This window comes from Neorhizobium galegae (assembly GCF_017877135.1).
GTDB lineage: Bacteria > Pseudomonadota > Alphaproteobacteria > Rhizobiales > Rhizobiaceae > Neorhizobium > Neorhizobium galegae_A.
The window spans coordinates 156623-176361 of the sequence record NZ_JAGIPH010000002.1 but is presented as its reverse complement, the minus strand read 5'-3'; the positions used below and the strand labels follow the sequence as shown (position 1 = coordinate 176361).

General features: G+C 62.8%; 19 protein-coding genes and 1 tRNA gene. 8 read left to right on the top strand and 12 right to left on the bottom strand.

Annotation, left to right across the window (positions count from 1 at the left end; translation table 11 throughout):
• Nucleotides 1-5: 5 nt before the first annotated feature.
• The 9 genes from J2858_RS08380 to J2858_RS08340 form a co-directional block, all read right to left on the bottom strand.
• Nucleotides 6-752, bottom strand: a complete 747-nt coding sequence (locus tag J2858_RS08380; RefSeq protein WP_210104347.1) for a metallophosphoesterase family protein — start codon at nucleotides 750-752, stop codon at nucleotides 6-8.
• A gap of 4 nt (nucleotides 753-756) precedes the next feature.
• Nucleotides 757-1113 (bottom strand): hydroxyisourate hydrolase, encoded by a 357-nt coding sequence (gene uraH, locus J2858_RS08375; RefSeq protein ID WP_210104346.1) that lies wholly within the window; start codon nucleotides 1111-1113, stop codon nucleotides 757-759.
• Nucleotides 1110-1610, bottom strand: coding sequence for an ureidoglycolate lyase (locus J2858_RS08370; RefSeq protein WP_210104345.1), 501 nt, complete (start codon nucleotides 1608-1610; stop codon nucleotides 1110-1112). The genes uraH and J2858_RS08370 overlap by 4 nt, the downstream gene beginning before the upstream one ends.
• A gap of 6 nt (nucleotides 1611-1616) precedes the next feature.
• Nucleotides 1617-1979, bottom strand: coding sequence for a HepT-like ribonuclease domain-containing protein (locus J2858_RS08365; protein ID WP_210104344.1), 363 nt, complete (start codon nucleotides 1977-1979; stop codon nucleotides 1617-1619).
• A complete protein-coding gene (locus tag J2858_RS08360) occupies nucleotides 1976-2266 on the bottom strand; it encodes a nucleotidyltransferase family protein (protein WP_210104343.1) in 291 nt (96 codons plus the stop codon). The genes J2858_RS08365 and J2858_RS08360 overlap by 4 nt, the downstream gene beginning before the upstream one ends.
• A 59-nt stretch (nucleotides 2267-2325) precedes the next feature.
• Entirely contained in the window at nucleotides 2326-2826 is a 501-nt protein-coding gene (uraD, locus tag J2858_RS08355; RefSeq protein WP_210104342.1) for a 2-oxo-4-hydroxy-4-carboxy-5-ureidoimidazoline decarboxylase, read from the bottom strand.
• Nucleotides 2826-3752 carry an allantoinase PuuE gene (puuE, locus tag J2858_RS08350; protein WP_210104341.1) on the bottom strand — a complete coding sequence of 309 codons (927 nt, stop codon included), beginning with the start codon at nucleotides 3750-3752 and terminating at the stop codon, nucleotides 2826-2828. Before puuE ends, uraD begins: the two co-directional genes overlap by 1 nt.
• An 86-nt stretch (nucleotides 3753-3838) precedes the next feature.
• Entirely contained in the window at nucleotides 3839-4546 is a 708-nt protein-coding gene (locus J2858_RS08345) for a DUF1045 domain-containing protein (protein ID WP_210104340.1), read from the bottom strand.
• A gap of 90 nt (nucleotides 4547-4636) precedes the next feature.
• Complete coding sequence (locus J2858_RS08340; RefSeq protein ID WP_210104339.1) at nucleotides 4637-5848, bottom strand: NAD(P)/FAD-dependent oxidoreductase; 1212 nt, start codon at nucleotides 5846-5848, stop codon at nucleotides 4637-4639.
• Between the two features lie 40 nt (nucleotides 5849-5888).
• Here J2858_RS08340 and mnmD point away from each other — a divergent pair, with 40 nt between their 5' ends.
• Nucleotides 5889-6590, top strand: a complete 702-nt coding sequence (gene mnmD / locus J2858_RS08335) for a tRNA (5-methylaminomethyl-2-thiouridine)(34)-methyltransferase MnmD (RefSeq protein ID WP_210104338.1) — start codon at nucleotides 5889-5891, stop codon at nucleotides 6588-6590.
• 13 nt (nucleotides 6591-6603) lie between these two features.
• On the opposite strand, the gene J2858_RS08330 is transcribed toward mnmD, so the two are convergent.
• Nucleotides 6604-10296, bottom strand: coding sequence for a response regulator (locus tag J2858_RS08330; RefSeq protein ID WP_348635459.1), 3693 nt, complete (start codon nucleotides 10294-10296; stop codon nucleotides 6604-6606).
• 377 nt (nucleotides 10297-10673) lie between these two features.
• Here J2858_RS08330 and J2858_RS08325 point away from each other — a divergent pair, with 377 nt between their 5' ends.
• The 7 genes from J2858_RS08325 to J2858_RS08295 all read left to right on the top strand — a co-directional run bounded on the left by J2858_RS08325 (nucleotide 10674) and on the right by J2858_RS08295 (nucleotide 17661).
• Nucleotides 10674-11012 carry a hypothetical protein gene (locus J2858_RS08325; RefSeq protein ID WP_210104336.1) on the top strand — a complete coding sequence of 113 codons (339 nt, stop codon included), beginning with the start codon at nucleotides 10674-10676 and terminating at the stop codon, nucleotides 11010-11012.
• A gap of 357 nt (nucleotides 11013-11369) precedes the next feature.
• Nucleotides 11370-13025: a DEAD/DEAH box helicase gene (locus J2858_RS08320; RefSeq protein WP_210104335.1), complete on the top strand. Its 1656-nt coding sequence runs from the start codon at nucleotides 11370-11372 to the stop codon at nucleotides 13023-13025.
• A gap of 468 nt (nucleotides 13026-13493) precedes the next feature.
• Nucleotides 13494-14903, top strand: a complete 1410-nt coding sequence (locus tag J2858_RS08315) for a circularly permuted type 2 ATP-grasp protein (protein ID WP_210104334.1) — start codon at nucleotides 13494-13496, stop codon at nucleotides 14901-14903.
• 12 nt (nucleotides 14904-14915) lie between these two features.
• A complete protein-coding gene (locus tag J2858_RS08310) occupies nucleotides 14916-15857 on the top strand; it encodes an alpha-E domain-containing protein (RefSeq protein ID WP_210104333.1) in 942 nt (313 codons plus the stop codon).
• 24 nt (nucleotides 15858-15881) lie between these two features.
• The gene (locus J2858_RS08305) at nucleotides 15882-16748 is read left to right on the top strand and encodes a transglutaminase family protein (RefSeq protein ID WP_210104332.1); all 867 of its coding nucleotides are present in this window, start codon (nucleotides 15882-15884) and stop codon (nucleotides 16746-16748) included.
• Between the two features lie 163 nt (nucleotides 16749-16911).
• The gene (locus J2858_RS08300) at nucleotides 16912-17382 is read left to right on the top strand and encodes a hypothetical protein (protein WP_210104331.1); all 471 of its coding nucleotides are present in this window, start codon (nucleotides 16912-16914) and stop codon (nucleotides 17380-17382) included.
• Between the two features lie 202 nt (nucleotides 17383-17584).
• Nucleotides 17585-17661, top strand: a tRNA-Arg gene (locus tag J2858_RS08295).
• 113 nt (nucleotides 17662-17774) lie between these two features.
• Here the strand turns inward: J2858_RS08295 and J2858_RS08290 are convergent.
• Together J2858_RS08290 and J2858_RS08285 are read right to left on the bottom strand one after the other, a co-directional pair.
• Nucleotides 17775-18965 (bottom strand): MFS transporter, encoded by a 1191-nt coding sequence (locus J2858_RS08290; RefSeq protein ID WP_210104330.1) that lies wholly within the window; start codon nucleotides 18963-18965, stop codon nucleotides 17775-17777.
• Between the two features lie 47 nt (nucleotides 18966-19012).
• Nucleotides 19013-19633, bottom strand: a complete 621-nt coding sequence (locus J2858_RS08285; RefSeq protein WP_245365678.1) for a TetR/AcrR family transcriptional regulator — start codon at nucleotides 19631-19633, stop codon at nucleotides 19013-19015.
• Nucleotides 19634-19739 lie beyond the last annotated feature (106 nt).

Genomic DNA, 19739 nt, shown 5'->3' with positions numbered 1-19739 from the left:
AGGCGTTACGCCAGCCACCCCGTCGCCAGACCGGCCGCCCAATCAGGGCGGCCGTTTTCGTCTGCGAGGCGTGACTGCGCCATGTTGTCGTAGCGGACCAGGCGAAAACTGACGGTCCAGCCGGCATCACCCGTTTCGCAGATGGCATAGGAGGCCATCGGCGTTCCGGCCTCGACGCGGTGGTAGACCGGGGTATCGTCGTCATAGGCCGGGCAGCCGACGCTGCCGGGATTGACGATCAGCCGGCCGTCCGACAGTTGCACCGCGCGCGGCAGGTGCGAATGGCCGCAGAGGATGAGCGACTGCGAAATGCCTTCGGCGCGCGCCTCGATCTCGGCGCGTGGCCGCAGATGCACGGCGCCGTCCGGCGAGACGCTTTCCAGCCAGTAGGTGTTATCGTCGTCCGGTGTCGCATGACAAAGATAGACGTCGCGTTGCCAGGTGAGCGAGACCGGCAGGCTGTTCAGCCATTCCAGATGGTCTGGCAAAAGCAGGTCATAGGCGGCGGCATCCGAGGCGTACATGTCCGCCCGCGCCTGCTCGATCAGATAACGATCATGGTTGCCACGCACGGTTGGAAGATCGAGCGAGATCAGCAGGTCCGCGACACGGTCGGCTTCCAGCGGGCCGGAAAAACAGTCGCCCAGGTTGACGATGGCGTTGGTGGCAATGCCCTGCGCGCCGATGTCGAGCAGCACGGCCTCCAGGGCGGCACAATTGCCATGAATGTCGGCGATGGCGGCAAAACGCATCCGGTCAGCTCCCGCGATAGGTGGAATAGCCATAGGGCGAGATGAGAAGCGGCACGTGATAGTGCCCCGCTTCATCGGCAATGCCGAAGCGGATCGGGATCACGTCCAGAAACGCCGGCTCGGCAAGCGGCGCCTGCACCGTGCGCAGGTAATCGCCGGCATGAAACACCAGCTCGTAGATGCCGGCCTTGAAATCCTCGCCAACCAGAATGGGACCTCCATCAACACGCCCGTCGGCATTGGTCACAACGCTCTTCAATAGGTCACGGCCTTCGCCGTCCAATCGGAAGAGGTCGATGCGCAGCCCTTGCGCAGGCGTGCCAAGGGCCGTGTCGAGAACATGCGTGGTCAATCCGGTCATGAGTGTGGCTCGCTGATGAGAAAAGGCTGATCGAAGAAGAATTCTTCCAGATTGTTGCCGGGCCCGTCGCGATCGACAACCAGGAAGTCGCTGGCGGCACCGATCGTCATCAGGGGATGGTGCCAGACATTGGCCCGATAGTTCACGCCCTGATCGCCACGTGCCAGAAATGCCTGCGGCACGCCTGGGCGCCCACCCTCATCCTCCGACACCACGACCAGATAGGGTCGGCCGGAAAGCGGCGAAAAGCTCTGGCTGCCGTAAGGGTGACGCTCCATCATGGTCACGGAATAGGGGAAGCTGCGTGGCTGGCCGCGAAAGATGTTGAGGATGACGCGGGCGCCCTCGCCCAGCGCTTCAGTGCTCCCGAGCGCATGAAACCGCTCGGTATTGCCGCCATTGATGAGCTTCATTGTGGCGGGATCGGCCTCGATCACGTCGCCGAAGGGCAGGAAGGCATCGCGCGTCAGCGCACGAACGGGGAGCGTGGTCGGCATCGAAATTCATTCACCCTGGGCATGGATCTGGCGCAAATCCCGCAACTGCGACACCAGCAGCGGAAGTTGCTCTTGCATGGTTTTCCAGACCACATCGAGTTCAAGCTCGAAATAGTCATGGGCGATCAGATTTCGCATCCCTTTGATCTTCATCCACGGCACCTGGGGATGGTTGTCCTCAATGTGGGGATCAACGGCGAGAATGCGCGATACGCTCTCGCCCAGGATGACGAAGCTCATCGCCACCGCCATTTGCGTTTTGGCATCGGCAAGAAAATCATGGCGCGTCATACCGGCGGCAAACGAAAGGGCACTGGTGGCCGCCTTCTCCATCTGCTCAATATAGTCCAGCAGGCGCTGTGCCGTCATATGACGCGGGCCTCGGCCATGATCCGATCGCGCACGCGCGGCCGAAGACGGCCCGACGTGGCGACGTCGATCCGGATTTCGAGGTGTTTTTCAAGGTCGGATTGCAGCCCGCCCAGATCAAACAGCGTCGTGTCAGGAAGTGTATCCACCAAGATATCAAGATCGCTATCCTCGCGATCCTCACCGCGTGCGACAGAGCCGAAGACACGCGGATTGGTGACCTTGTGCTTTGCCACAAGGCGGCGAATGACGTCCCGGTTTTTCTCCAGCACTTCCGATGGGCGCATAAAAACATCCTTCTGCAGCGACGACTATAAGCGACGTTGCCTTGGGCGCAAAGCCGTCTTCACGGATCCGGCAGCAGGCCTTCGAGCCGCAGCAGCGCGATGCGCTCCACCTGCGCGCAGGCCGTCTCGAACTCCGTCTCGCGACTGTTGCCGATGCGGGCCTCGAAGGCTGCCAGAATGTCGTTCTTGTTCAGCCCCTTCACGGCGATGATGAAGGGAAAGCCGAATTTTTCGACATAGCCCGTGTTCAGCTCGGTAAAGCGGGCGTGCTCCTGCGGGCTCAGCCGATCAAGGCCGGCACCCGCCTGTTCGCGGGCGCTGTCCTCGGTCAGACCGCCGGAAATCGCAAGCTTTCCGGCAAGATCGGGGTGAGCGCGCAGAACGCCAAGTTTCTCCTTGGCGGTTGCGGTGCGAAACACCGCCACCAGGGCCGCATGCACGCGGTCGACGTTCAGATGGTTGCCGAGAACCATGCCGTCATCATAGGCACGCTCGGCAATAAAAGGTGAATGTTCGAAGACACCGCCGAAGCGGTCGACAAATTCATCTCGCGAGATCATCAGAGACTGTCCGGTTTGTGATGCGCGTGCCAGTGGCGGGCGATCTCGATGCGTTTCGGGATCCAGACTTTTTCGTGTGACAGCACATATTCCATGAAGCGCTTCAGCGCGGCGATACGGCCCGGACGCCCGACAAGGCGGCAATGCAGGCCGACAGACATCATCTTCGGTGCCCCTTCCTGGCCTTCCAGATAGAGCGTATCGAATGTGTCCTTCAGGTAAGAATAGAACTGGTCGCCCGAATTGAAACCCTGCGGCGTTGCAAAACGCATGTCATTGGCGTCGAGCGTGTAGGGAATGATGAGGAACGGCTTGCCGTCCACGCCCTTCACCCAGAACGGCAGGTCATCGGCATAGCTGTCGGAGGAATAGAGAAAACCGCCCTCCTCCTGCACCAGCCGCAAGGTGTTCACCGAAGGCTTGCCCTGGTACATTCCGTAGGGCCGCTCGCCGGCGACCTCCGTGTGCAGGCGCACGGCATCCAGAATGTGCTGGCGCTCCAGTTCCTCCGGGTAATCCTTGTATTCGTGCCAGCGATAGCCGTGGGAGGCTATTTCCCAGCCCGCCTCGTTCATGGCAGCCACGGCTTCGGGGTTGCGCAGCATGGCAAGCGTTACCCCATAGACGGTGCAGGGCACGTTCAGGCCGGTGAACAGCCGGTGCAGGCGCCAGAACCCGGCGCGCGAGCCGTATTCGTAGATGCTTTCCATGTTGAGATTGCGCTGGCCCGGCCAGGGGGCCGCGCCGACGATTTCCGACAGCAGGTTTTCAGAGGCCGGATCGCCGTCGAGAATGGAGCTTTCGCCGCCCTCCTCGTAGTTGATCACGAATTGCACGGCTACCCGCGCATCGCCGGGCCAGACGGGATGCGGAATATGACGCCCATAGCCCTTGAGATCGCGGGGGTAATCAGTCTCTGCCATCATCAAATCACCTTTTGAAGCAAAGGCCTGACGGTAGCATCCACGTGGTGAATGTCGAGACGCAATGATGCCGCGGCGGACAGCTTTTGTCAGGCGATGCGGCGCGCAGAGACGCTGCCGAGAGGATGCAGCGAATGCACGACGAACGGCGCCCCCGGCTCGCTTTCCACAAACAGCGCGAGATTGAGAACCTCCGGCGGCCGTTCGAGGAAGGGCTCGAAATAGCGGCGCAGCATCTCGTCGAAGCGGGGGATTTCGGAAGGCCCCACAGGCCCGGTCAGCGTCATGTGGAAGCGGAACTCGTCCATCACATGGGGATGGCCGAAGCGGTAGAGATTGGAAAACTGCGCCGCCGACAGACGGCCGGGATCGGCGCGCTCCAGTTCCGCCTCGGTGAGGCTTGCGCGAAACACGTCGAAGTGCTGCACGACGGCGCCGGCCAGATGATGCAGTTGTTCGCAGGGCAGCACGGGGGCGAGGGCAAAGCGGTTGCCCAAGCGCACCACATCCAGCTTTGGCAGCCTGAACGGCGGATGCTGGCCGGAAAAATGCATCAGATTGCGCAACAGCAGGGCCTCCGTCATGCCGTCCGCCAGCCTGAACGGCGGCTTCAGCGTGCCGTGGAACCCGTAACGGCGCGGAACGGCCGTATTAAAGGCAATCTCGTGCAGCCCCAGTCCGCGAATCGCCGGCGGCTCCATGGCCTCGCCGGAAAAGGCGTTGCGGCCCAGCCATTGCGCGGCGGCAAGCGTCAGCGGATCACTGGCCGGCGGCGTGAAATTGATGGCATATCGCATGCGTCACCTCGTCGTCTCGCCCGCCTGGACCCGTCCCTGTCGAGAGGATCTAGGTGATTTGCGTGACAGATTGACGACGCGGCATAGGGGTTATTTTTGCGTTTGCGCAACTTCAAGATGATGTAACAGGGAAAAGGAAGCCGGTAGCGAGCAAGCCGTCGCGCCGGTCGCGGCAAGCGCGGCATCAGCCGACCGGTGGGCAAGACCGAAACTCACCTTGAAGCCCCCCGTCAAAGCAATGACATGCGGAAAATCGGGATGAGGACCCACCATCGGGTCGCGATCGATGGCTTTGGGTCGGAGGCCGGCCCAGCGTTCCACGATCTCTGCGTCATGAAGTTTTGGCGACAGCGCCCGCGCCTTTTCGATCAGCTGGTCCAACTGGCCATCGGTGGTGAAGGGCGCATCGAACACGTCTTCGCTGGTGCTGCCGATCGCCACATGACCATCCTCGTGCGCCACGACATAAAGCCCGTTGAGGAACAGCACCGGCAGATCCGGATCGACATCCGCCTTCAACAGCGCCGCCTGCCCCTTGACGGCTGCCCCGAGCGGCCGCACGAGCGGCAGGCTTGCGGCCCCCAGCTGCTGCAGGAGCGGAAACGAGCCCGGCCCGGCAGCGATGATGACATGCCCGAAGGCAATGGTCTCGCCATTGGACAGATGCGCCGCCCGCCCCTCCAGCCGGTCGACGCCAAGGCCGTCCACCCGTCGCACATGCCGCCCCGCATCGATCGCCTGGACGAGCGCCGCCGTCAGCCGACGCGGCGAAACGCGTGCGGCAAACGTATCCTCGACCACGCCCGAGGGGGCGGCGTCCTGCGACAACCAGTCCGGCTGCGGCGGCCGGTCGAGCACGTTCCAGAAAAACCGCCGCCCGGGCGCCTGCCAGTGGGCTTCGGCCTGTCTCGAATGGCCTTCGGCAAGGCTGCGCAGATGCGGTTTTGGCAGCGGGATCAGCCGGCCACAGCGGCGGTACCCGCAGGAGAGCCCGGTTTCGGCCTCAAGGCGCGCCACTTCGTCTTCCAGCGAAAGCAGCGCATCGAACTGGAACTGCTTCTTGTCGTTGAAGCGATCCGGCATGTGCGGCATGAGCGCGCCGAGAAGACCGCCGCTTGCACCGGCTGCGGGATGAGCCAGATCGATGAGCAGCGTGTTGATCCCCAGCCGATCCGCCTTGACGGCCGCCCAAAGCCCCATGATGCCCGCACCGACGATCAGAAGATCGACACGGGCCGGGATCGCCGCGGCAGGACTTGCGGATTGACCGCCGAGCGAGACGGGACTATCGGCTTTTGCCATGAGAGACTGGCCCCTTACAGATCCTGCGTCAGATGCCGAAATGACAGAGACAAAACCGGATAGCGCGCTGCAATGGCGCGACGGCGATATGCCCTATTCAAGCCAGTTTGGCGATCATTTTTATTGCCAGACCGATGGCCGTCTGGAATGCGGCCATGTGTTTCTGGCCGGAAACGGCCTGCCCGAGCGCTGGCAAGAGGCGCCATGCTTTCGCATCGGCGAGCTGGGTTTTGGCACCGGCCTTAATTTTTGCGAGACGCTTCGCCAGTGGAAGCTCTTTGCCCCCTCAAGCGCCAGCCTGCACTTCACCTCGTTCGAACTTTACCCGATGGCAGGCTCCGACATCGACCGGGCGCTGGCGCACTGGCCGCAGATCGATCAGGAGCGCCAGGCCCTCGTTGCCCTCTGGCCGGATGTCCGGGAAGGATCGATCACGCTGCAGGTGGAGCCGAACGTGCATCTGACCGTCGTCTGTGGCCCGGCGGAAAACACGGTGGCGAAGGTCGATACCGGCTTCGACGCCTGGTTTCTCGACGGCTTTGCGCCGTCGCGCAATCCCGCCATGTGGTCACCGGAACTGATGCAGGCGGTGTTTGACAAGACAAGCCCTGGCGGCAGCTTCGCCACCTATGCGGCCGCCGGCTTCGTGCGCCGAAACCTCCAGGCCGCAGGCTTTGCCGTGTCGCGCCGTCCGGGCTTTGCGGGAAAGCGCGAAATGCTCTGCGGCACGAAACCCGGCTGACGAGCCCGCAAACTCAGCCGCGCGAAACCTCGCTGCTGCGGGCATTCACCCGCCAGCGGCTCATCTTCGCCTCCAAAATTTCCGGACTGATCGGTTTCGACAGGTAATCGTCCATGCCGGCGGCCAGGCAGAGATCCCGGTCGCTTTCCAGCGCGTGGGCGGTCACGCCGACGATGGGCACATGGCCACCCTCCTGCGCCTCTATCTCGCGGATCCGGCGGCAGGCCTGATGACCGTTCATCACCGGCATGGAGACATCCATCAGGATGAGCGCGGGCTTCTGCGCCTTCCAGGCCTCGACGGCCTCGGCCCCATTACCGACGATGCGGAAACGCAGCCCCGTCGCCTGCAGGATCTGGGTGAAGACGATCTGGTTGACCTCGTTGTCTTCCGCCACCAGCACGTCAAGCTGGTCGACGCGCTCGGCCGGCCTGTCGGTGATCATGTGGGCAATCACGCTGGTCGAAACGGGGGTCGCCACGGGTGCGGCGAGCGCCGGCGCCTGCGTCTGTACTTGGTGCCCCGACGGCACTGTGGCCCGGCGACGGTCCTCACGGCTGGTGCGCACCACATCGGCAATGGTCGAGCGCAGAAGATGCGCACGCGCCGGCTTCATCAGATGCGCCTGGATGTTGAGCGTCTGGAAGGCCTGCTCGCTGCTGGCCGTATCCATCGACGTCAGAAAGACGATGGCGAGATCGGCAAGGGCCTTGTCCTTGCGGATTTCCACGGCGACATCGAGCCCGCTCATCTGCGGCATGTGGTAGTCGAGGATGATCGCGTCGACGTCCACCCCCATGGCCGCCGCCGCGCGCAGCACGGCAAGGCCCTCCAAGCCGCTGTCCACGGCAACGGCGTCAAACTCCCAGTGCGACAGCTGTTCGGTGAGGATCTGCCGGTTGACCGGGTTATCGTCGATGACGAGGATGCGGGCACCGCGGGTGCTCGCCGTCGAGGGCTGGCTGATGCTGCGCCTGGCGCCGACCGCAAACGGCAGGGTGACGGAAAACACCGAGCCCTTGCCGTGCACGCTTTCAACGCCGATCGTGCCGCCGAACAGCTTCACAAGGCCCGCCGTGATGGCAAGGCCGAGGCCCGTGCCTTCGTAGCGGCGGGTCGAGGATGTATCGACCTGCGAAAACTTGTCGAAGATCGTCTTCAGCTTGTCTTCGGGAATGCCAAGGCCCGTATCCTCGATACGGATCGTCAGGGACACCGTCGCCTCATCGAGTGGCGTGGTGGACACGTCGATCAGCACGTGCCCCTTCTCGGTGAATTTCACCGCATTGCCGACGAGATTGGTGACGATCTGGCGAAACCGGCCGGGATCGCCGACCACCGTATCGTGGGTCGAGGCGCCGCGCACCAGAAGCTCGATGTCCTTTTCGGCCGCCGAGGACGACAGAAGGGTTGCCACGTCCTCAATGGCGTCCACCGGATCGAAATCCGCCTTGCGCAGCGTCATCTGCCCGGCATCGATCTTGGAGAAATCCAGGATGTCATTGATGATGGTGAGCAGCGCATTGCCGGATTTGACGATGATATCGGTAAACGTCTTCTGGCGCGTATCCAGATTGGACTTGGCCAGCAGTTCGGCCATGCCCAGCACGCCGTTCATCGGAGTGCGGATCTCGTGGCTCATATTGGCGAGAAATTCGGATTTTGCCCGATCGGCCGATTCGGCGCGTTCCAGCAGCCGTTCCAGCTGGCGCTCGCGCTGACGCACCTCGGTGACGTCGGTGAAGACGGCCAGCCAGTTGCCATTGCCGCTGAGGTTCATCTCCACGTCGATCCAGCAGGTCTCCTCGATGCAGAGCGAGGCGGAAAAGCCCTTGCCCTCCGTTTCCATCGTCTGCCAGTAGCGAAACGTGTCCTCCGCCTGTTCCGGCGAACCGAAATCGCCGCGGGCTGCCATATAGGCAAACACCGCCCGCCAGGGTTTTCCCGCCTGGATCAGGCCTTGTGGCACCTGCAGGATATCGGCGAGCGCCTCGTTGGAAAACACCACCCGCCCCTCGCGCAGGATCAACAGCCCCTGCGACATCACGCTCGTTGCATCCTGCATCATGGCGCCGTGCTGTTCGAGGGCGGCGCGCGCCTCCTGCACCTCCTGCTCGCGCCGGCGCATGGCCGTCGTGTCGATGTAGCTCAGCAGCATCTTTGCGTCGGACAGATGCTCGCGCGACATCACAAGCGTGCGGCCCTCCGTGGTCAAAAGCTCGATCGGCGGCAAATCGTCCGGGCTGGTGAGTGCTTTAAGGCGCGCGGCATAAAAGGCATCAAAACCGTCCGGGTCTTGCCCATAGACCCCCGCATTGTATTGCGTGCGCAGAAAGTCGCGGTATGCCTGACCGGCAAGGTTGCCGCAGCTCTCCCCTTCGCCGCACAGCAGTTCGTGAAAGCTGCGATTGGCATATTCGAAGGCGTGGTTACGATCGAGAATGGCAACGCCGACGGGAAGCGAATCCAGAATGGCCTGCACTTCAAGATGCAGCCGCTCAGCCTCCTTCTGGGCTTTGCGCACCAGGGAGACATCGGTGATGGAGCCGACGACATAGGGCTCACCTGCCGGTGAGGAAATGCGCGCCAGCCGCGTGATTGCCGCGATGCTGGTCCCTTGCGGAAGCGCAATATCCTCCGTCTTCTCGATCGAGCCGCCTTTGGCGAGCAGCTCTTCATTTTCCCGGCGGAAACGGTCGGCATCGTCCGGAAACATGTCCTCTTCAGTAAGTCCGATCAGGTCGCTGCGCGATTTGCCCAGCATCGTCTCATAGGCGCCATTGGCATAGACCAGACGGCGCTGGCTGTCGCGCAGGAACACGGCCACCGGCAGATCCTCGAAGGCCGCACGGAAGATCTCGGCCTCCTCGATATTCTTGCCGAGGCGCATTTCCTGTACCTTGTATTCGGTGACATCCAGCCGCAGCATGATCAGCCAGCCATTGTCCAGCCGACGGTTGACGCTACGCATCCAGCGTCCATCCATCAGCGGCTCCATGGCCTGCCAGCTCTGCAGATGGAGAATGCGCATGCGCTCTTCGATCCATTCGCGGCGCCGATCGCCCGCCCCGTCTTCCTCGGGCACGCCTGCCTTGTGATCATAGAGCCGCTCGACCAACTGATCGAGCTTCAGGCGCGGTGAAAGCGCGACGCCGAGGCTCTCGAAATACTGCCCCAGCTGTTCGTTATGATAGAGGAGCTCGTCGGTTTCGCTGAAAATGCCGATGCCGGCATCCAGGAGATCGAGCGCCGTGCCCAGCATTTCGAGGCTCACATGCCCGCTCGCCAGCCGGCTTGCCAACTCATTCACCTCTCCGCCTTCTTCATCGGCGGCGCCTTGCGGCACGGCGGCAGATGCCACAGGCTCGAAAATGCCGAAGAGATAGGCCCGGTCATCATCGGTGACGAAGCGTTCGATGCTGAGTTCATGGCGCAGGACGCCTGCCTCATCCCGGCACGGTGCCACCTCGTCGCTGCCGAAGACCAGCGCCCTACGCTGCTTGTCGAGCGCCGCATCGTCTTCCAGCGAGCGCGCAACATCGCCCGTGGACAGCCCCGCAAAAGCCGCCCGCGTGACGCCGCATAGTTGGGCGTAGGCATCGTTGACGCAGACGTACCGAAGCGTCCCATCCTTGATGAAGGCCGGCACGTCGAGATCGTTGATCCTTTCGCAGGCCCGCTGCAGAAGTTCACTATCGCTACTCACCCGATCCCCCAACGAACCGCCACACGGACGCCACCGCCCATGATTCGCACCATGATGCATCAAACCGGAACTTGAGCACCAGTATGGTTAACAATCGGTTTCGAGGGGCACTTCAGCCGCGCCCGAGACAGAGGATGCGCGATCAAAGGCACCCGCAGACACCCAAAATGGCCTGCCATTCTTTTACCACTGAGCCGGCGCCATTTCGCCACAATACCATCAGCCCGTGCCGGCAGCACGCGAGACTTCAACCTCAGACTTTCGCCAGATGAACGGATGTTCAGACTTATCCGTTTGTTTTTCCTTAGATTCGCCGCGATCCAGGATGATCTTGTTGCTGTACCCGAACGGATCAGACGGGTGAAAGGAACAGAGCCATGTCAGTTGTCAGAAAGAGTTTTACTGCGGGTCTCGTCGCGCTTTCGCTGACGAGCGCGCTCATTGCCACCGCCCCTGCTGCTGAAGCGCGGGATCATTTCTGGGCCGGTGTCGCAGCCGGCACGGTTGGTGGCCTCATCGGTGGCGCGATCGCTTCGCAGCCGCGCGGGCCTGTCTATGAAGAACGCATCTATGATGTGCCGCCGCCGCCCCCGCCGCGCCAGGTGGTTTATGAACGCACCTACTACCGCGAAGCGCCGCGCCCGCATTGCCATTTCGAATGGCAGGAGAATGAATGGGGCGATGCCTACCGCGTCCGCGTCTGCCCGGCCTATTGACGGCAGGCGCGATGACGGTCGGGCGTTGCAGCCTTTACCATAATGCCCAAATAGACCATCGCTCGATTAAAGGAGCCCGCGCCGATCTCGACGCGGGCTCTTGACTTTCAGGTGCAAAAGACGCACATGCAGCATCAGCTTTCACCTTCCGGCCGCCGCGTGAGCTGGCCCTGCGACGAGAATATTCGCGAAGAAGGAACAAGGCGCACTTACTCAAGGCCCAAAGAGGCCAGCGCTGGGAAGCAATTTCCACAGACAAGTTCCCACTTCACGCGGGGTTCTTGACGCCAGAAGCAGACCGGACGGCATGGTGCCGCACCGGCGGCACGCTTTTGGCGCCCCGAAAAGGTATTCGACTTGACGAATTTCCACGAGCTTGGTCTGACCAAGCAGCTCGTTGCCGCCGTAACCAGCCTTGGCTATGACACCCCCACCCCGATCCAGGCCCAGGCCATTCCGCTTCTGCTCGAAGGCCGCGACATGATCGGCCTTGCCCAGACCGGCACCGGCAAGACCGCAGCGTTTGGCCTGCCCCTCATCGAAATGCTGCTGAAGGAACAGAAGCGTCCGGACAACCGCACGACGCGTACCCTGATCCTCGCACCGACCCGCGAACTGGTGAACCAGATCGCCACCAACCTCAAAAGCTATGTGCGCAACACGCCGCTGAAGATCAATTCCGTCGTGGGCGGCGCTTCGATCAACAAGCAGCAGATGCAGCTTGAAAAGGGCACCGACATCCTGGTCGCCACGCCCGGCCGCCTGCTCGACCTGATCAGCCGCCGCGCCATCGGGCTCACCACCGTGCGCTACCTGGTGCTCGACGAGGCCGACCAGATGCTGGACCTCGGTTTCGTGCATGACCTGCGCAAGATTGCCAAGATGGTGCCGGCCCGGCGCCAGACGCTGCTCTTCTCGGCCACCATGCCGAAGGCGATTGCCGATCTCGCCGGCGATTTCCTGAAGGATCCGGTCAAGGTCGAAGTCACGCCTCCGGGCAAGGCTGCCGACAAGGTCGAGCAGTATGTGCACTTCGTCAACGGCAAGAACGACAAGACGGAACTCCTGAAGGCCTCGCTGGAAAAGAACCCCGATGGCCGCGCCATGGTGTTCCTGCGCACCAAGCATGGCGCTGAAAAGCTGTTCAAGTATCTGGAGCATATCGGCTTCAAGGTTGCCTCCATTCACGGCAACAAGAGCCAGGGCCAGCGCGAGCGCGCGCTCAAAGCCTTCCGCGACGGCGAAATCCGCGTTCTCGTGGCAACCGACGTGGCAGCCCGCGGCATCGACATCCCGGGCGTCACGCATGTGTTCAACTACGACCTGCCGGAAGTGGCCGACGCCTATGTTCACCGCATCGGCCGCACCGCGCGCGCCGGCCGTGACGGCATCGCGATTGCCTTCTGCGCGCCAGACGAAACGCGCCTGCTGCGCGACATCGAGCGCCTGATGAACATCGAGATCACGGTTGCCTCCGGCGAACGCCCGACGGTGCTGGCAAGCCCTGCCCGCTCCAGCGGCAAGCCTGCCCGTAGCGGCCCTGCCCGCAATGGCGCCGGCCGCGGCCGCCCGGAAGGTGGACGTTCTGAAGGTGGACGCGGTGAAGGTGCCGGCCGTGGCCGCGCCGAAAATCGTCCGTCGCGGCGTCCGCGCACGCCGGAAGGCGCTGCCCTTTCGGCCCGTGGCGAGGAACTGGGCGAACGCTCCTTCCGCGGCCAGCGCCGCGGCGAAGAAGCGCCCCGCTTCGAAGCCGACAACGATCTTGCCTCGACCTCGGATTTCCGCGCGACGAAGAAGCCGGCCGGTGGCCGCCCCGACGGTCGCCCGGCCCGCAACGGCGAGCGCAAGGGTGGCCACGCCGCCCATGGCGCTCATGAGCCGGCAACCCAGCGCACGGCCCGCGCCGGCCAGGGTCGTCCCGGCCAGAAGCCGGCCGGCAATGGTGGCCCGGTAAAGTTCGGCGGCGAAAACCGCACCGGTGGCCAGGGCGGCCGCAACCGCGACCGCGCCTGAGCCTTTGCCAGCCGACAAAAGAACGTCACCCGCTCCCTTCCAGCCCGAGGGGCGCGGGTTTTCTTTGGGTGCGCGTGGACGCACTGCCGGCGGTTGCAACCCTTGACACCACCCGCCAGACCGTTGCCCCGCAGACGCGGAAAAATCGTCCCGCGCGCCCCGCACGCCGCGGCGGCGGAACTGCCGCGACTTTGTGCACGCCCCGTCAAACGCCTGTCTGTTTTCTGTCCAGCCGCAATAGTTTGAAGGACTTGGCGCCGCCGATCGTGGCGCGGCGCAAGGTGTCCGCGCATTTTAGCGCCCCATCACGTAGCCTGTCCGACAGGCCTTGGCGCCGCTTGCCGCTGCCGCCGACCGACCGTACCCTGCCCTTTCGGCCGCCTTTGAATTAAATCAACGCGGACTGTGCATGGTTCTTGCATTGCCATCTGCGTTGTACTCTTATGGTCAAAAACCGGGGACGCACCATTGGCATTCGATGAAATGTTAACCGCGGACAATAGTCCGCGTCCGCCTTACCAGACTTACCAGGAGTGGTATGCAAGCCAGGATCCGGCGCATCTCATCCAGAAATCGCGGGACGCGGAAAACATCTTCCGCAAGACCGGCATTACCTTTGCAGTCTACGGCCATGCCGATTCCTCCGAAAAGCTGATCCCCTTCGACATCATCCCGCGCATCATTGCCGCCCGTGAGTGGCGAAGGCTGGCGCAGGGCATCGAGCAGCGCGTTCTGGCGCTCAACGCCTTTCTGGACGACATCTACCACAAGCAGGAGATCATCCGCGCCGGGCGCATTCCGCGCGAACTGATCGAGAAGAACGTCGCCTTCCTGCCGGAAATGATCGGCTTCAAGCCGCCGGGCGGCGTCTATACCCATATCGTCGGCACCGACATCGTGCGCACCGGCGAAGACCAGTTCTATGTGCTGGAAGACAATGCCCGCACGCCCTCCGGCGTCTCCTACATGCTGGAGAACCGGGAAACCATGATGCAGATGTTTCCCGAGCTGTTTTCGCAGAACAAGGTGCAGCGCGTCGAGGATTATCCCTATCTGCTGCGCCAGTCGCTGGCCTCGCTTGCGCCTCCCGGCTGCAAGGGGCGCCCGCGCGTCGCCGTCCTCACGCCCGGCATCTACAATTCGGCCTATTACGAACACTCCTTCCTCGCCGATACGATGGGCGTGGAACTGGTGGAGGGATCGGACCTGCGCGTCATTGACGGCAAGGTGAAGATGCGCACCACCCGCGGTTACGAGGCGATCGACGTGCTCTATCGCCGCGTCGACGACGACTATCTCGATCCGCTGACTTTCCGGCCGGATTCGGCGCTCGGCATTCCCGGCATCATGGATGTCTATCGCTCCGGCAACATCACCATTGCCAATGCGCCGGGCACCGGCATCTGCGACGACAAGGCGATCTATTCCTACATGCCGGAAATCGTCGAATTCTATACCGGCCGCAAGGCGCTTCTGGAAAACGTGCCGACCTGGCGCTGTTCGGAAGCCGCAAGCCTCAAATACGTGCTGGAGCATCTGGAAGAGCTGGTGGTGAAGGAAGTGCACGGCTCCGGCGGCTATGGCATGCTGGTCGGCCCGACCGCGTCCAAGAAGGAGCGCGCCGATTTTGCCGAAAAACTGAAGGCACGGCCCTCAAACTACATCGCCCAGCCGACCCTGTCTCTCTCGACCGTGCCGATCCTCGTCAACAAGGGGATAGCACCCCGCCACGTGGATCTGCGCCCCTACGTTCTGGTGTCGGACAAGGTGAAGATCATTCCGGGTGGGTTGACCCGCGTGGCGCTGAAGCAGGGCTCGCTGGTGGTCAATTCCAGCCAGGGCGGCGGCACCAAGGACACCTGGGTACTGGAAGATTGAGGGCGTAGAGCAATGCTGGGAAGAACTGCAAACGGCCTCTACTGGATGTTCCGTTACATCGAGCGCGCCGAAAACATCGCCCGCCTAGTCGATGCGGGGCTTCGTGTCTCGCTGACCCGGGCCGGCTCCTCCGACGAGGACTGGGACGGCGTGCTGCAAAGTGCCGGTGTGCGCGACGCCTATGCGAGCGTGCATGACACAATGACCGCGGCAAACGCCATCGATTACCTGCTGCGCGACACCTCCAACCCGTCGAGCGTCATGTCCTGCATCGAATCAGGCCGCAACAATGCCCGCATGGTGCGCACGGCGCTGACGCGCGAGACCTGGGAAGCCACCAACGAGTGCTGGATCGAGCTGAAGCAGCTCCTGTCGCGCAAGGTGAAGGCCGCCGACCTGCCGGAAGTCATCGACGTGATCAAGCGGCGCGCCGGCCTCATCCGTGGTGCCTTTCACGGCTCGATGCTGCGCAACGATCTCTACAATTTCTCGCGCATCGGCACCTTCATCGAGCGGGCGGACAATACGAGCCGCATTCTCGACGTGAAATATTACGTGCTTCTGCCGGCTGTCAGCCAGGTCGGCTCCTCGCTGGATAATTTCCAGTGGGAATCCATCCTGCGCTCGGTCTCGGCGCACCGCTCCTATGGCTGGGTCTATGATGGCGAGTACAAGCCGTCGAGCATCGCCGATTTCCTGATCCTCAACGTGCGCATGCCGCGCTCGCTTGCCTATTGCTACGAAAAGATCGTCAGCAATCTGCATTACCTGGAGGAGGAATACGGCGAGCGGCACAAGGCGCATGATACGGCAGCCACGATCAAGGCCATGCTGAAGCGCGGTTCCATTTCCGACGTGATGGACCAGGGCCTGCACGAGTTCCTGGAGGATTTCATCAACCGGAACAACCAATTGAGCGCCGAAATATCAGAAGGCTACCGCTTCTATCGATAGACGGCGCCGGGGGACGACAAGGTCATGCGTTTAAAAATTTCCCACACCACGGAATATCTCTACGACGAGCCGGTGGCCTATGCGCTGCAACGCTTGCGCCTCAAGCCGCTCGATGGCTCGACGCAGAAGGTCATCAACTGGGCGATCAGCGTGGATGGCGCCAAGGTGGAGGCCGGCTATGCCGACCAGTTCGGCAACCATGTGGAGCTTGTGTCCATCGAAGGCGGCGAGCGCACCATCCGCATCACCGCGGCAGGCGAGGTGGACACCATCGACAAGGCGGGCGTGGTTGGCCCCCATACCGGCTTCGTGCCGCTCTGGCTCTATCTGCGCGACACACCGCGCACCAAGCCCGGCAAGCTGCTTCGGGAACTCGCCCGCTCGCTGAAAGGCGACAGCGAGCTGGCGCAGATGCATACCCTGATGGAGACGATCCACGAGACGGTGGCCTATCTGCCCGGCGCGACCGACGCGGAAACGACGGCGGAAGAGGCGCTGGAGGCCAAATCCGGCGTCTGCCAGGATCACGCCCATATCTTCGTGGCGGCGGCGCGCCTGGCGAAGCTTCCCGCCCGCTATGTCTCCGGCTACCTGATGATGGAAGGTCAGGTCGAACAGGTGGCGACCCATGCCTGGGCGGAGGCGCATATTCCGGGTCTCGGCTGGGTGGGGTTTGACGCCGCCAATAAGATCTGCCCGGATGACCGCTATGTGCGGCTTGCAACCGGCCTCTGCTATCACGACTGCGCCCCGGTCTCCGGCATGCGTGTCGGGACCCACGGCGAAAGCCTGACGGTGTCGCTCACCGTGCAGCCCGCAAACGGCCAGATGCAGAGCCAGAGTTCCGGCCCGCCCGCCTCGGAAGCGGGTCAGGGGCAGGTCCAGGCCTGATCCGGGAACGCCTGGCCGCATAACGGTCGGCCGCGCGCTCCTCACCGCGCCCATGCCCGGCACCCTCGGCCTCGCATGTGCCCCACAAGCCCCGCACCATATCCGCATGATCGGATAGGCGCACACGGATTGGGCTGAACAAGACGGGATCAGGGACCAGGAGATGCTGTTCGGACGATCGGTTTTCCAGACCATCCTGACCCGCCTTGACGTGGAGGCACAGGACAACACGCCCGCCCCCTCGCCATCCTATCGCGTGGCAGGCCTCAACAGCGGCTTCGTCATGGCCGCGGGTGCCGCGCCGGATGCCGATGCGGCAGGCTTTGACGATCCCTATCGCTCCGTCCTCGATGCCTTGGGTGCGGAGATGCGACAACAGCCGGCGGACCGCCCCGAACCTCTTCCTCCTGTCATGCCGGCTGAGCTTGCACGCCTATCGGAACAGGAGGTGGCGGAAGATCTTGGCATCCTGCCGACCGACAGCCACGAAACCCTTGCCGAACGCCGCCGCCTATTTGCCCGCCACAACCACCCCGACAGCGTCGACGCGCTGTTTCGCGACAGGGCCAATACCCGCATGATGCTGGCCAACATGCTGATCGACCGCGCCCAGCGCCTCACCGCGCTGCGCTGACCAACTGCCTCGTCGCTACCCGATTGCCATCACCTACTGCCTACTGGCTATTCGCTACTGGCTCCCCGCCCCTGCCCCTCCACAATCCGCAATCTTTCCGCCCCACACGACATTTTCTGTGTTTTGCCGATTGCTGCCGCCCCTGACCTTTGTTATGAACCCTCCACCGGCAACAACAGTGCGTCACGCATCTGTTTCAAAAGCACCCGTAGCTCAGCTGGATAGAGTGTTGGATTCCGATTCCAAAGGTCACAGGTTCGAATCCTGTCGGGTGCGCCATTTCCTTTCCGCCTCTCATCATACCACTCAAATCACACCTGAATTCCCTTTGGTGCGCAATCGCGCGTGTCCACGCGATTGCGTCCGGCTAACAAGACGGTTGACGCTCCGGCTTATTCCGACAAGGCATACATAAGAGCAACAAGCGGAAGCGAAAAGCCGATCCAGGAGGTGAGCGTCCAGCCGCCTTGCGCGTAGGCCCAACCGCCGAGAGCGGATCCAATGGCTCCGCCGACGAAGAACGTCGCCATGTAGAGCCCGTTGAGGCGGCTTCGAAACTCGGGCCCCAGGGCAAAGATCGCCCTCTGGCCGAGCGTCATGTTGGCGGAAACGCCAAAATCGAGCACGATGGCCGCGATGACCAGCAGTGCGAGGGACCAGGGCGAGCCGAGGGGCGCGAGATGCGTCATCAGGAAGGCGATCGCCACGGCCAGCATTGCAAAGAATGTTGCAAGCCGTGTCCAGCCACGATCGGCAACGCGTCCGGCGATTGGCGCTGCGACGGCGCCGGCGACACCCGCCAGCGCAAACAGTGCGATGCCGCCCTGCGACAGGCCAAATGCCGGTCCTGCCAGCAGCAACGGCGTCGTCGTCCAGAACAGGCTGAACGCGGCAAACAGGCAGGCATGGTAGAGCGCACGCCGTTGCAAAATCGGCGTCGTGGCTGCCAGCCGCGCCATCGACGCCAGCAACTGGCCGTAGCGCAATTTGGAGGTCGGCGCGCGCTGGGGCAGCGCCCGTGCGAGAACCAGGGAGAGCGCGATCATCGCGGCAGCCGATGCCAGAAACACCGCATGCCACGAGGACAGTTTGGCGATGAAGCTGGAAACCGGGCGGGCCAGCATGATGCCGAGCATCAGGCCGCTCATGACATTACCGACGACACGACCTCTGATCGCTTCGGGCGCCAGATGCGCAGCATAGGGAACAAGCACCTGCACGGCGACGGAGCCAAGGCCAATCAGCAGGGATGCGGCGAGGAATGGGCCAGCACTCGGCGAAAGCGCTGCTCCGAGAAGGCCGAGCGTCGCGAGGCCGATCATCACGAGCGCCAGCCTGCGGTTCTCGACGAGATCTCCGAGCGGCACGACGAACAGCAGTCCGGCGCCATATCCGATCTGCGTCAGGGTGACGATCAATCCCGCCGCCTGCGGCGAGAGCCCAAGGGCGGCGCTGATCGGTCCCGCCAGAGGTTGAGCATAATAGATGTTGGCGGCGACAAGGCCGCAGGCGGCGGCGAGCAGAAAGGTCATTCCGGCGGAAACTCTGCCAGTGTCCGGTCGATGTTCGGTGGCGTAGGTCATAGGGGCCTCAAATTAGGAAATGAATGTTTTCTATTTGGGTAAAAAAATTAGCTGAGCGTGCGCATGGCAACCTCCATCACGGCTGCCATCTCGGCGCGCGTGCGCCCTGTCTTGCCGACGACCCGCATGCCCTGAAGCAGGCAGAGCATCAGCCGGGCCGTGGCCTTGCTGTCGATTCTCGTGGGAATGGAGCCGTCCGCTCGGCCCTCTTCGATCAGTTCTTCCATCAGCTTCTCATTCCGATCGAAGGACGCCTCGATCCGCTGGGCGACCTCGCTGTCGAAGATCGCAAGTTCCGCTGCACTGCCCACCACGAGGCAACCTTGCAGGCCCTCCGCACCCTGGGACGATTCCACATAGAAGGCGAGTGCATTGCGAACGCGCTCCAGCCCCGTCCTGCCAGGCGCGATGGCGCGGGCAAGCTTCTCGGTGCGAACCAGCTTGTTGCGGTCGAAAGCCGCAAGAAAAACGGCACGTTTGTCCTTGAAGGCCTTGTAGATGCTGCCCTGGGTCAGTTCCATCGCCTCCGTCAGGTCGCCGATCGAGGTGGCGTGATAGCCGCGCTCGCAGAACACCCTGATCGCCTTGTCGAGCGCCTCGTCGATATCGAACTCGCGCGGGCGACCCGGGCTGCGGGTGACGGGGGAGGATGGTGAAGTCTTGGACATGCGCGACATATAGAAAACGATCGTTTTCAAATCAAGCGAATTTTACGTCCCGGGCTCCTGCAATCCCTCCGGCTGTTGGTGATGGGCGAAAGAACGATGAGCTGCA